Annotated in this window: 7 protein-coding genes; 2 read left to right on the forward strand and 5 right to left on the reverse strand. The window is 36.8% G+C overall.

Annotated features, from left to right (window positions below):
* Positions 1–79: 79 nt before the first annotated feature.
* The 4 genes from tamL to ccoN all read right to left on the reverse strand — a co-directional run bounded on the left by tamL (position 80) and on the right by ccoN (position 11,047).
* A complete protein-coding gene (gene tamL / locus AC2A07_RS10550) occupies positions 80–2,428 on the reverse strand; it encodes a translocation and assembly module lipoprotein TamL (protein WP_484050352.1) in 2,349 nt (782 codons plus the stop codon).
* Complete coding sequence (locus tag AC2A07_RS10555) at positions 2,428–7,464, reverse strand: translocation/assembly module TamB domain-containing protein (RefSeq protein ID WP_484050353.1); 5,037 nt, start codon at positions 7,462–7,464, stop codon at positions 2,428–2,430. Before AC2A07_RS10555 ends, tamL begins: the two co-directional genes overlap by 1 nt.
* Positions 7,465–7,864: 400 nt before the next feature.
* Positions 7,865–8,743: a cbb3-type cytochrome c oxidase N-terminal domain-containing protein gene (locus tag AC2A07_RS10560; protein ID WP_484050354.1), complete on the reverse strand. Its 879-nt coding sequence runs from the start codon at positions 8,741–8,743 to the stop codon at positions 7,865–7,867.
* A 24-nt stretch (positions 8,744–8,767) separates the two neighbouring features.
* Positions 8,768–11,047 (reverse strand): cytochrome-c oxidase, cbb3-type subunit I, encoded by a 2,280-nt coding sequence (ccoN, locus tag AC2A07_RS10565; protein WP_484050355.1) that lies wholly within the window; start codon positions 11,045–11,047, stop codon positions 8,768–8,770.
* A 183-nt stretch (positions 11,048–11,230) separates the two neighbouring features.
* Here ccoN and AC2A07_RS10570 point away from each other — a divergent pair, with 183 nt between their 5' ends.
* Positions 11,231–11,524, forward strand: a complete 294-nt coding sequence (locus AC2A07_RS10570; RefSeq protein ID WP_484050356.1) for a helix-turn-helix domain-containing protein — start codon at positions 11,231–11,233, stop codon at positions 11,522–11,524.
* A gap of 66 nt (positions 11,525–11,590) precedes the next feature.
* On the opposite strand, the gene AC2A07_RS10575 is transcribed toward AC2A07_RS10570, so the two are convergent.
* On the reverse strand, positions 11,591–12,142 hold the full coding sequence (locus AC2A07_RS10575) for an N-acetyltransferase family protein (RefSeq protein ID WP_484050357.1): 552 nt from the start codon (positions 12,140–12,142) through the stop codon (positions 11,591–11,593).
* Between the two features lie 306 nt (positions 12,143–12,448).
* Here AC2A07_RS10575 and AC2A07_RS10580 point away from each other — a divergent pair, with 306 nt between their 5' ends.
* A complete protein-coding gene (locus AC2A07_RS10580; RefSeq protein ID WP_484050358.1) occupies positions 12,449–13,681 on the forward strand; it encodes a glycosyltransferase family 39 protein in 1,233 nt (410 codons plus the stop codon).
* Positions 13,682–13,896: the final 215 nt, after the last annotated feature.

Below are 13,896 nucleotides of genomic sequence, written 5' to 3' on the forward strand. Positions count from 1 at the left end.
GTTTGATTGATAATAATATTGAAATTTTTTAATATAAAATGTTTTTGGCAGGGCAACTGAGCTTTAAGTCTTAATCTATCTAAAAAGGATATCCGATAGCTATATTTAAAATCAGGTTGTCACGTCTCCAGCTTGAATCTCCAAAATTAATCCTGTTAAAAGCCCAACGGTCACCTTCTTCATAATAGGGAACACGCAGTGGCATGGCAAGATCGAGTCTTAAAACCAGAATAGAAAAATCAAGTCTCAGACCCACACCCGCACCTACAGCAACTTCGCTTAAGAAATCTTTGGAAAATTTGCCTCCGGGTCTTGTATCGACTCCATTCTGATCAAGTTCGTTGTTAATCAGCCAGATATTCCCGGCATCAGCAAAAACAGCAATGTTCAAAAATTTATAGATATTTGCGCGGTATTCTGCATTCAGTTCGAGTTTTATATCTCCTGCCTGATCAAAAACTGCTCTGTTATTGTTTTCTCCCCTCGGATCATAGCTTCCCGGCCCTAAAGTTCTCGCCCGGAACGCTCTGATGCTGTTACTTCCTCCCACAAAAAACTGTCTTGAAAACGGGATGTGCTCTGAATTTCCGTAAGGAATGGCTACTCCGGCAATGAACCTGGAAGCGAATGATGTTTTTTCGGTAAACTTATGGTAGAATCTAACGTCGTTTTCAATTTTTGCATACTGGCTGAAAGGAACTCCGAATATAGTTTTTTCTTTTCCTTCCTTTGCATTCGCACCTGTGACGAGACCTGTAATGTTTCCGGCCAGATCAAGCATACCTTTATAGTAAAAGGTATTTTTTTTCGGAAGCATGGTGGTAGAATAGGTGTATGAATAAGTAGGTCCGAAGATCAGTTGTCTATCGGTAACTCTTCTAAGGTACGGGTTATTTTGAGCCAGAGAATCAAATTTCGGAGTGATGTTAGCAGGCGCAATAAGCGATACGTCAATCAGTTTTAATTCATGCTCTTTTCTCACATTTTCTTTCCACTGATATCCGAAAGATGCGTTGAATGTATTTAATGTGTATAAAGTCGTCCGGTTCTGGAACTCGTAACCGAGCTGAATATTGGTTCTCGGAACAAAAGCACTTGATGAATTAAAATTAAACGGTGCAACAATTCTCGGAATTGATAACTGAGCATTCGCACCGGCTCTGAAAATATTTTCCGCATCAGAAGGTCCGCCGATCTGAACGTCAAAAGCACCATATACAGAAGCCTTAAACTGTTCTGCACCACGGAAGAAATTTCTCTGAGTCCAGTTAAGATTTAATTCACTTCCTGCATAATTCGCAGAATTGGTTCTCCCTAAAGCTTCCAGGCGTAAGGACTGAAGCTCTCTGGGAGTCAGAACATAGTAAGCATCAAATTTATGATTCAGGGAATCCGAAACGACAAATTCATTTTTTACAAATTTAAAAACACCAAGACTGATTAATCTGTTCAGTGATAAATTGTGGTCTTTTCTGTTGTAAATATCTCCTTTGTCGAAATACAGTGCACGGTCAAAAATCCTTGGTTTAAATTTCTTTCCCGGATCCACCACGTAGATGTCATTGTATTCGTAACCTTTCAGAGAATCAGGATTCATAGGAATATTATAAAGCCCTTTTTTAGCATCCCGAAGGTTATAATTTGGAAAGACAACCACCTTATCAATGGTAAACTGTTCCGTTGCTAATTTCGGAGTATTGTCTTTCAGCTTGACAATCATCTCAACTTTATGATTTTTGCTGACGGTACTGTCCGCCTGAACGATAATATTATCAGGGTTAAAATAGTAGAAACCTTTATCTTTCAGACCGTCATCGATACGCTGTCTTTCAGACTTAATGACATCCAGGTCAAAAGGGTTGCCGGGCTTCAGTAAAGTTTTATCTTTAAAACTTTGAATTTCACGATTGATTAATGTAGAATCTTCTGGAAATTTTACATTACTGATCAGGTACTGTGCACCGGGATTCAGAGTGTAGATAACCTGGGCTTTTTGGTTTTTTGAGACCGTATCATACTTCGCTTTTGCATTGAAGTATCCTTTATTCTCAGAATAATTGACAATGATGTCTTTATTGAATTCACGGTCTACGTCACCTAATAAAACAGGCTCTTCACCAAATTTATATTTCAGCCAGTATCTTAAACCTTTTTCTTTTTTGGGCTCTTTTGTCGCATTATAGGCATAAAGTTTCGGTCGCAATCCAAAAAATGAAGAGTTGGGCTTTGGGGTTAGATTTTCTTCGAGCGCAGCCTTGAGTTCATTTTTTTTCTTTTTGGGAAGGGTGTCATTTTCAATTTTCACTTCTGCCCCGGTATAGAGCATCTGGCCTTCCTTCAGAAACTTGGTATTGCTGCAAGAAACAACAGCCACAGTCATTCCTGATGCTACAAAATATTTACAATATAGGTTAATCTTATTCTTCATTATTTAAATTCTACGACTTGGTTTTCCTGTTTTTTCTTTATCTGTCTGTTTTCCCTGTTTCGGTTATTTCTTGATTTGCGGAAAATATCTCTGAACTGGTTATAATCCAAAGTAATAATAAATCCGACACCGGTTTCTACAATCTGTCCCTGCAATGCAACCTGATAATCATTTTTACGGTAGGCACGAAGCATATATCTTCCGTCTCTTGAAAGACTGTAATCTACCGTCACATCACCGGCAATATTGGTTGTATTTTCGTTCTGTCTTGCTTCACCTTCCAGTCCGAAATTACTTCCTACCGAAACTTTAAGACGGTCATTCAGCAATTTTTTGCTCAGGCCGATATTCAGATCTGTTCTTGTATTCTGCGTTCCGGTAGAATAATCTTCGGTAGATTCCAGATCAAAATTTAAATCCACTCCTTTGATCAAATCTGAAGCAAGATTATTCAGCTGCTGGGAGAGGATCTTACTTACACTCTGTCTTGCCATTGTTTCAGCTGACACTCCGGAATTACTCTGGAACGGATTTTCACCAATAAAACGGTTCAGTAAAAGCAGTGCAAAAACCTGCTTGTTCATTTCATTTTCATCCTGTCTCAACTGGGCAAGTTTTCCGTCAATGGTTTCTGTCACTGCAGATGAGACAGCATTGTTTTTTTCATCAGTCGTAATGTCAAATGATATCTGCGGCTTCAACAGTTCACCTTTCAGAATCAACAGTGTATTAAAGGGAATTCTTTGTTTGTATTGGTTCAGATCAGCATCACCTACCTGTTGTTCTACCAGGTCAATGGGTGCGGTTTCAGTTTTGTAAATAGCTGTTATATCAAGATTGGCGGTCGTAGGTTCTCCTGTCCAGGTGATCGTGCTTCCTTTCTGAATGTCAAATTTTCTTTTCAGGACGCTTACCGACATCTCATAGCTTCCCTTTTCAACAGAATAGACCCCAACCAAAGTAGTCTTTCCTGACGGGTCAATCCCTCCCGTTAAATCTGCCTCACCCTGAAGCTTTACAAAGTCTCCGGCAGCTTTATCAATGACAATTGACATTTTCGCCTCTTTATCCACTTCAATATTCACGCTCAGATCCATTCCTTTGATCGGACTTTGGGTATCAACAGAATCTGCTTTGACAGTTTTATTTAAAGCAATCTGATCCTGGTCAATAAATTCAACAATACCATTTCTCTCCTGTAAAGAAGGGCTCGACTGTGGAAGTACAAAAGTGAAATCTGTCGTTTTTGAAACGGCAAGCCTTCCGTCAACCTTTGGTAAATCTAAGTTTCCTCTGACTTTCAGGGCGGCATCAATTGCTAAGATTCCGTACATCATGGCATCGTTTGATTTTTCAGAATTTACGACTTTAAAGTCTTTGGCGTTCAGATCAAGATTGAATGCAAAATCTCTGTAAGTCTTGGTAAGAACCTGACCATCGATATTCAGGGAGTTTCCGTCTTTATCTTTGATTTTAAAATCGTCAAATTCAATTCCACGGCTTGTAAAGCCTATTTTATCATTGATATTTCTGAAATCACTTCCCGTCTGTGAAATCATAAGACCTACATTGTTCATTTTGAGATCACCCAAAATTTTCGGTGCCGCTGTCGTTCCGGTAATTTTCAGATCTCCTGAAAGATAGCCCTCAGTATTGGTAATCGCATTCATAGAAAAGCCCTGAAGCGTTTTCATCTGAAGCTGATTCATATCCAAATTGAGATCAAATGTGCTTGACGAAGTATTGTAATTTCCAAGGATCTTCACATCATTGTTATTTCCGGAAAGTGCAATATCCGCATTCAGAAGATTGGCAGACTGATTATTTACCTTAATGGCTAAATTTCCAACCGGACTTCCATAAACAATCAGATCACTTACATTGATGTCTGAAGTAAACGTCATATTTTTAGTCAGATCCCGTAACTGAGCAGTCCCGTTGATAGTCCCTTTCGCCAGGAGTGAATCTTTTTTAATGATTTCCGTGATTGTTTCAATTTTGAAATCTTTCAGAGAAACATTTAAAGGGCTTCCCGGTACAGCAGTTTCAGACTGAAGCAAAATTTCACTTCCTGAATTGGATAATCTGAAATTATCCGCCAGAATTCCCTGACTTCCTATTTGAATTTTATTACCTTCGGCAACGGTCCAGTCCATGTAATTTAATTTTAAACCGTTTGGATTTAAGGAAATTTCGGTAATATCATTCATTGATTTTGCATTACCTGCGATCAGGAACTGCGTCTGATCTTTGTCATCTTTCGTGGTAATATTGTAATTGATAATATTCTGGGCAACGTCCCCGTTGATATTGACTTTATTCAGAGCAAAACTTTCACTTTTCAATGCGGCTACATCAAGACTGTACTGCAGTGCCTGGTTTTCGTTAGTGATTTTTAAGTTTGTATTTTCAAGTGTATTTTCGCCATACAGGACCTGAGGTATTTTTGCATCAAGTTCTATTTTCTGAGAATCTGCATTATAGTTTCCGGTAATATTGATGGTCTCAAAGCTTTTCAGTTCGGGAACAAATTTTCTGATGAGGTCATCATTTTTAATCGATGCATTGACGGTAAAAAACTGTCCTGCGTCAATTTTCTGAGTTTTTCCGGGTTTTTGAAACTGATAATACTGATTTACCGTTTGCTGTAATGCTCCGAAGATTTGGGTCAGCTTGTATTTTCCGTTCAGTTCGACATCGGCAATCTGGGAATGGAATTTAATCTGCGTTGCTTCTGCTGTTGAAACGGCTAAAAGATTGACTTCCTGAATAGGATAGACTTCTTTTGTATCTGAAATGGCAAAATCTTTAAGATTCAGATAGCCGTTCAGGTTATCAGGGTCCAGGCTTTTAAAATCACCGTCAATTGCACCTGCAATAATCATAGGAGAACTGTAAAATCCTAATTTATTAAGATCTAATTTATTGATGTTTCCGTTAACTTTTACGGTAGGATTTTTTTCATTGTAAATGCCTGAAGCAGCTAAATGTAAATTTGCATTCGGATCTTTAGAATTTAGGTCGATATCATACGCTCCACGGTTGATTTTTCCTTTCAGATACATATTCTGGTAGGTGTAACCGTTGTACGTTGCAGATTTCACATCTCCTGTCATCTGGGCTGACATAATTTTAGGATCAAAACCCTGTCCTTTTGCAGAGATTTGTGCGGTAATGCTTCCAATATCTTTATTTTTGATAAGTTTTCCGATCTGAAGATTCTGCAGATTGGCTTTTACATCAAAAATCTCTCTGTTTTTTCTTCTTAGATCAGCTTTTGCGATGACGGCTGCATTTCCCAAAGTTGATGTCAGACGTAGATTGGTGTCAACAATCTTGGTAGTACCTTTCGCTGTTCCGCGAATAGTGAAGAATGACGGTAACGAAATCGTATTAGGAATTGTGTTTTTAGGAACTAAGTTGTAAATCGTTTTGGATGAAGAAGAAACTTCTGCAATTTTCAGATCATAATATAACTGATCAGGATTCATTGCATTCTTTATCCTGCCTGATGCGGCAACCTTAAGTTGGTCCAATCCTGAAACTTTCAGATTCTGGATGTCAAGATCATTGACGTTCCCTTTTATATTGGCATTGACATTTAAAATAGCATTTGGATACTTGTTAAATGGGGCGGTATTTCTAAGCGTAGGTATTATATTCAGGATATCTGAAAACCCGATTTTTGAGTCACGGATGTCTGCAGATATTTTAACAGCTCCCGGATTTGCTGACAGCTGTTCAACTGAGTTATAGTTTAAGATGACCTCATCCCTCAGTATTGTTTTAGGTGTCTGCAGGTAAAGGTTCTTCAGGTATGCTTCTTTATCTGAATACACAAAATCAGTATTGAACTTCTGTACATTCAGACCTTTTGACTCCCGGATTTCCGCCGACTTTACACTTCCTGCAAAACCATTGTTTTCCATTTTAAAGTTTCTGACGTCAAGGTTTAACTGACCGAAATTAAGATGGTTAAAATCCATTCCGCTTTTGGCAGGGGCAACCGCTGTATTGTTATAGGCAACCTTTACATCATCCAATATCAGTTTGCCCAAAAGAATCTTCATTGCTTTCTCCTTCGCTGAAACAGTTGAAACAGCAGGATCGCTATTTTTCTTCGCGTCTGCATTTTCTGTAGGGAGAAACAAATTAGCATTGATAGTAGCTCCTGTAAGATATACATTTCCCACATTATAATCTTTGTTTTCAAGATCAATGCTGTTGACTTTTGTGCTTAATTCTTTAAAAAGAACTTTCGCAAAAGTTCTGGAATTGTCATCACCATAATCAATATTGAAATTGGTCAGTCTGATCCCGCTTAAACCAAGTTTCATAGGCTTCTTCTGATTCAGGGAATCTACTTTCTTCTCTACGTTTTTAGAAACTTCTTCTACAAAATCCTGTTTCAGTTTTAATTTTAATCCGTCAAGATTGATATCATTGACCGCGTAAGAATTGTTTTGAAGGTCAAACGTTTTTACCCTGGTATCAAAAGAATTAAAATATACTTTAATGTCATTTTTAGACTGCTGGTCATTAAATGTCAGTCCGATATCCTTCAGCTTGATTTTATCCAGAGAAATGATAAATGGTTTTGAAGTGCTTTCTTGTTTTTCGGAAGTTGCAAATGCGTCAATAATATAATCAAAATTGAATTTGCCCTGTGGATTTCTTACAACATTAGCCTGAACACCTTCAAGATCGATCGAGGTAAGATCAGCTTTTGAATTCATCAGTTGCCACATATCAAGCCCTACATCCAATTTTCTTGCAGAGAGTAATGTGTCAATATTCTGACCTTTAAGATATAGATTTTCCATGACAAGGCTGTTGGGGAAACCTATATAAACTCTGTCAAGACTGACTTTGGTTTTGATCTTTTTCTCCAGATAGACAATCAGTTTATCTTTTACATAATTCTGCACCGCAGGAAGACGTAAACTCAGGATTAGCAGTATGATGAAAACGATTATAGAGGTTATCGTAATAACAATACCTCTTATGATTTTTCTTTTGTTGAATTTCAGTTTCAAAATTGTGTGATTTATACCAATAGATAATATTTTAAGGATGGCAAACTTTAGTTTTTACCGATGTTTAGTGTATTGTATAAATCTTATATCTTGAAAACCTGCAACTTAATAATAGTTAGCATGATAATTTTGTTTGTTATGGTCTATTAACAGATTTTTTGTTAATTTTTATGAGCAATATGTTTGCCAACCCGTCATTTTCATATTAATTTACAGTAAATGTGGTACGGTTTTAAAAACAGAAGCCTGCTCATTGCGAACAGGTTTCTGTGAATTATGTCCCTACCGGTAATTAAATATCGGAGAATATTTAAAAGTGAATAGGTTTCAGATGTTAGTTGATAACAGAAGGGACATAATGTAATGGAATTTACATCATAGTTTTATATATATTTAATTGTTATTCGTCCCATTTTGTCATTTCACCCTGCGGAGCTGCACCACCCAAAGCTTCTGTAACCGGAGTTTTCTCCTGGTTGATGTGATAAATATAAGCGGCTACCTTCTCTGCATCTCTTCCTGTAATCGTGCCTTCTTTAATGAAAGGCCGCATCGCAGGATTGTTGGGGGAGCCGTTCTCAAGCATCCAGAAGACATTTTTGAAAAGACTTTTTTCCCTGATATTGATCCAGTACTGATCAGTAAGATTAGGACCGATTCCACCTTTCCCTGCTTCCGAATGACATGATACACAGTTGGTTTTGAAAATCTGTTCTCCCTCAGAGATGTTATCGGCACTGTATTTTGCAGATTCTATAGTGACTTTCGGGGCAGTCTTTTCGTATTCAGCGATTGACGCGAGCATCATTTTGGCCTCCCGGTCATATTCTGCTTCCGGATGAGCATAATCGGTGAAGGTAAATGCAATGATGTAGACGGCACAGAAAATGACCCCGAAATAGAAAAGACCGATCCACCATTTTGGCAGAGAATTGTCGAGTTCCGTAATTCCGTCGAATCCATGATCGATGAGAATGTCTTTTTCTTCTGTCTGTGACTGTTTGTTAAAAGCTGAGTTCCACAGTTTCTGAAAATAAGGAGTTGACTTTTCAGTAAGATACTGTTGTTTTTCTTCGTCTGACAATCTGTTGAAGTTTTCGTTTTCTACCAGATCTCCTATCGAATTCATGATAAGCAGGAGAATAATGACAATGACTAAGAGAGCCCAGAAAAAAAGAGAATTAAAATAACCGGAATCTGAAGCGAACATTTCGAATGCCATCAGGGTAAATCCTACAGTAGCTGCTATGTATATTGATATTGGTGTTCTCGTTTTCATTTTAATAAAAATTTTTACAATTTATTATTTGATGCCTGCTGTTTTAATGTCGGTCGTTTTAATGTCTGTTCCCAGTCTTTGCAGGTAGGCAATCATGGCAATGATTTCCCGCTGTTCAAGAGGGACAAATGTGTTTCCTCTTGCGGTTTTTTCTTTTTCCATCTGATCTCGGACGTCTGCAGCCTCTGCATAAATCCTTTTAACAATCGCTGCTGACTGGTGGTCGGCCCACTGATCCGCAGAATCTATTGCTGCTTTTGAATAAGGCATGTCAAAAGTATTTTTCATCAGTTTTATCTTATCCACCATTTGTGAACGGTCAAGTTTGTTGGTAATCAACCAAGGGAAACGGGGCATAATAGATCCCGCCGAAGTAATTCTTGGATTGTACATGTGTTTGAAATGCCACGAATCCGGATTTCTGTCTCCTTCCCTGTGAAGATCAGGACCTGTTCTTTTCGATCCCCATAAAAACGGTCTGTCGTAAACGAATTCTCCTGCTTTGGAATACTGTCCGTTGTTGCCGTCAAATCTTGTTACCTCATCACGGAAAGGTCTGATCATCTGCGAGTGGCACGCATTACAGCCTTCCCTGATGTAAAGATCCCGGCCTTCCAGCTCAAGCGGAGAATAAGGTTTTACGGCAGATATCTGAGGCAGATTACTTTTCACTGTCAGCGTAGGAACAATCTCTACGAGTCCGCCAATGGCAATTGCTACAAAAGCCAGGACAGATAAGAGGTGAGGAGTTCTTTCCAGCCAGAGATGTATGCCTTCACCTTCTTTTCTGCTGCTTCCGACCCTGGCAAGAGCAGGAGCTTCAGCAGAAACTTCTTTCTGAAAAGAGCCTGATCTTATAGTTTTGAAAACGTTAACGACCATCAGAACTGCTCCGCCCAGATAAAATAATCCGCCTAAGAACCTCAGTTTAAAATAAGGAATGATTGCTGTTACGGTATCCAGCCAGTTTTTCCAGAGCAGCGTTCCGTCAGGATTGAACTGTTTCCACATCAGACCCTGCGTAAATCCTGCGATATACATTGGAACGGCATAGAAAATAATTCCTAATGTTCCCAGCCAGAAATGCCAGTTGGCAAGTTTTTTTGACCAGAGTTCGGTCCGCCACATGATCGGAACAAGATAATAAACGACTCCGAAAGCCATAAATCCATTCCATCCTAAGGCTCCTAAATGAACGTGACCAATGACCCAGTCGGTATAATGCCCTATTTTATTCAAAGATTTGGTTGCTAAAAGCGGTCCTTCGAAAGTGGCCATTCCATAACAGGTAACGGCGACAACAAAAAATTTAAGGATAGGGTTTTCTCTTACTTTATCCCAGGCACCTCTCAGGGTTAAAAGACCGTTCAGCATTCCACCCCATGATGGTGCGATCAGCATGATGGAGAATCCCGTACCCACTGCCTGAGCCCAAGCTGGTAAAGCGGTGTACTGGAGATGATGAGGTCCTGCCCAGAGATAAACGAAGATCAGAGACCAGAAGTGGATGATGGATAATTTATATGAAAAGACAGGCCTGTTTGCTGCTTTCGGCATGAAATAATACATCAGTCCCAAAACCGGTGTTGTCAGGACAAAGGCAACTGCATTGTGACCGTACCACCACTGCACCAGAGCATCTTTCACTCCTGCATAGGCAGAATAGGATTTCCATCCGGTGAATGATAAAGGAACTTCAAGATTATTAAAGATATGGAGCATGGCAACAGCGATCCACGTGGCAATATAAAACCAAATTGCAACATAGAGATGACGCACTCTTCTTTTGGCTATTGTTCCAAACAGATTGATTCCGAAAATTACCCAGGAGAATGTGATTAAAATATCAATCGGCCATTCATGTTCAGCGTATTCTTTTGAGGTGTTGATTCCCATCAGGAAGGTGATTACGACAGCAATAATCATGATTTGCCAGGTCCAGAAATGAATCCACGACAGCGTATCACTGTACATGCGTGTTTTTAAAAGTCTCTGAAGGCTGTAGTACGCACCACAAAAAAATGAATTACAGACAAATGCAAAAATCACGGCACTCGTATGCAGCATTCTGATTCTGCCAAATCCCAATGCCCCCTGAGAGTTGATTAAACCCTGGATATTTCCGCTTCTCAAACTTTGAATTGTGGTGTCATCAGTACCGAATAAAAATTCAGGTAATTCAGGGTAAAAAAGCATCAAAGCTGCAGTGAGCCCTAAGATAAAACCAATAATCCCGAATGCGACCGTGGCATAGAGGAATGCCCTGACAATAGTATTGTCATAGTGAAATTTTTGCGTCTCCATAATTCTAATTGTGTAGCAGAGAATGATTTTTATTTCGATGAAATTCTTAAAAAAGACAATTCATTTTTACGGAGATAAATATCATACTACATGTCTAATGTTTTGACAAAGGTATTTAGTAACTTTGTTTCAGGCTAATAGATATACTTCTAAAATATACCGAAAACTACTAAAGCAATTGCGATGAAAATCTGTGGACAAAATATCAGGAAAATAAGAAGGGGAAAAGATTTCACACAGGAATATATGGCTTTTGAAATGGGAATTTCCCAGAAAGCCTATTCGGATATTGAAAATTCAAAAGTAAAAATCAACCTTGAGATTCTTACTAAAATTTCAGATATTCTGGCGATAAAACCTTCCGACATCTGCAGTATTTCCCACAAATGTTCAGGCAGTGATTACGAAGATAAATTCAATGATTTACTGGAATATATGAAGAAAAATAATATTCCGGTTCCAGAAAACTACAAATGATTTATAACATCATTTTCAAGCAGGAGAATCATGTTTCTATATTTGAGTCCTGTAAAAAGCCTGCTGCTAAACCTGAAAAACAACCATCTGAAACTTTTCGTCCCCTGACTCAAATGGCTGCAGGCAGCTCATCCCTAATCCTTTAACATGCACTGCCTGAGAATGCGAATTTTTGTCATTGATAAATGCGGCTCCTAAATCATAATCATGCTCTGTATATTTTTTCACGGCATTGAAAAGACTTTTTAAAATTCCTCTGCCTCTGTATTTCGGATCTATTAAAACAGGACCGTAAATAAAGATATTGAAATCTGTCAGTAATTTGCCGTTGAATTTCTGATAAGGAAAAGTATGATACATGGCTTTCGCCACAGGGTGGTCTGGGAGGGGATGGGTAGATGCCAAGCATACAAATCCAGCCAGCTGATTATTTTCTACCGCCACCAAGACACCTAAATTTTCATTAATAAAGTGAATTGTTTTTTCGGTCATTGCAGAAACGACAAAGCCCTGTTTTTTCTCTTCTTCGCTTAATCTTTCAGGGGTGTTTGCATTCTGAAGCTGTATAATGGCAGGGTAATCTTTGGGTTCAGCTTTACGGATGGTTACTGAATTCATTTTTGGTATGTTTGATTGTGATAAAATTAGCAATAAGGTTTTTATTGAATGGGTGTATAAGAATCTGTAAAATTTTTCAAATACAAAAGTGTACTATTGAATAAGCTTTAATATTAAAGGCTATTTTTGCGGGCAACTTGGATAATTGTCATTATAATATGTGTTAATAAGTCTATATCAAATGTTTTAAATTTGTAAAAATTATTTTAAATTAATTGCTAAAAATTAGTTATTAATCAATCTATTTTAAGATTTTATAAAATATAAAATTTTAGAGAAACGAAATGAACACAAAATCAGCTACATATGAATATTTTATCAAATAGGAGATTTGACCTTTATATAATTATCTGTTTGGTGTTATTAGCATTAATTTATGTGTATTCATCAGCAAAAGATCCTTCTTTAGGTGACAGTTTACCTTTTACCATTCAAGCTTATCATGGATTTGTCTTCGAATCTAATGCTACAAACCACTTTTTATATTCGAATTTCCTCTCATTAATTTACAAAATATTACCTTTTCAAAATGTACACTCTTTATGCGTAGGGATTAGTATTATTTCGTCAGTACTTTCACTTTACTATTTAAATAAACTATTATCTATAGTGGGTATTTCACGTAGATCATCATTTATATGTTTGCTGCTTTTTGGTTTTTCATTTACTTTCTGGCGGATGTCCGTAATAACTGAGGTATATACTTTTTATTTAGTTTTTGTTATTTTATTTTTAATTAATATTTTTAAGTTTCTTCAGGAAAGAAAGCCTTTGTATTTTTATTATCTATCGATTATTTTTGGTATTCTTTTTTTGATACATATTCAGTCAATACTTTTTATTCCTATTTACTTCTACTTAATTTTTAAAAATTATAAAATCCTTAAGGAGCATATTATTTACGGAGGATTGATTCTGATCATTATATTTTCAATTTTATTGATCCCAGTGGCACTAGGATATCATTCTCTTTTATCCATTTTTACTGATAATGCTTATCAAGATTCTATTTTCAATTTTAATATTAAAATAATCTTCAAAAGTATTGTTAGGAATATAGGATTTTTATTATATAATTTTCTTTTTTTTGTTTTCTTTATTTTTTTAGGATTAAGAAATAAAGAAAGAATTGATTACATAGCTATAGGAATTACCCCTTTCCTGTTTTTCTGTATAAAACACAATGTTTCGGATATATACGTTTTTCATTTAGTCCCGTATGTTTTTCTTTTAATATTTATAGGAAGAGGAATGGATTATTTCCCAACAAAGTTTTATTTTTTTCTCCCATTTTTACTTCCATTAATATATTTTGCAGCATTTAAAATAACAGAGCAGACTAAAGTAGGAGAGGATATTGGTAAAGAAAAAGGTTTTAAAGGAGGTGTCAGATATATGATGTTTCCTCCTTTAAATAAAAACCCTGATCTATCTTATTTTATTAAAAAATATAAAGAGGATTCATTGTATAAAAAACCGGAATTAAAATATTTATACCCTTATGCTGTAGAGTGGGAAAATATTAATAATAAAAAATAAATACATGGATATACAAATAAAAATTCCAGTGTAAGTTAAGCTACATTTTATAAATTTTGTTTTGATTGTTAAATTCTTCAATTGTTTGATAATTCAGGTTGCTAGATCTTCTTTTTTTGTTGATAATAGGAGAAATATCAGACAGTAGAACAGTTTCCTAAATAAAATTATATGGAAGAAAAAATTCAGTTAGATTTTAAAAAATTTTTAGATTT

The sequence above is a fragment of the Chryseobacterium sp. HNCC26DJ238 genome, from assembly GCF_057180465.1.

Bases quoted from the DNA above. Each gene is read 5' to 3' on its own strand.
- tamL (WP_484050352.1), bottom strand. From the start codon at position 2,428: ATGAAGAATAAGATTAACCTATATTGTAAATATTTTGTAGCATCAGGA.
- AC2A07_RS10560 (WP_484050354.1), bottom strand. From the start codon at position 8,743: ATGAAAACGAGAACACCAATATCAATATACATAGCAGCTACTGTAGGA.
- ccoN (WP_484050355.1), bottom strand. From the start codon at position 11,047: ATGGAGACGCAAAAATTTCACTATGACAATACTATTGTCAGGGCATTC.
- AC2A07_RS10570 (WP_484050356.1), top strand. From the start codon at position 11,231: ATGAAAATCTGTGGACAAAATATCAGGAAAATAAGAAGGGGAAAAGAT.
- AC2A07_RS10575 (WP_484050357.1), bottom strand. From the start codon at position 12,142: ATGAATTCAGTAACCATCCGTAAAGCTGAACCCAAAGATTACCCTGCC.
- AC2A07_RS10580 (WP_484050358.1), top strand. From the start codon at position 12,449: ATGAATATTTTATCAAATAGGAGATTTGACCTTTATATAATTATCTGT.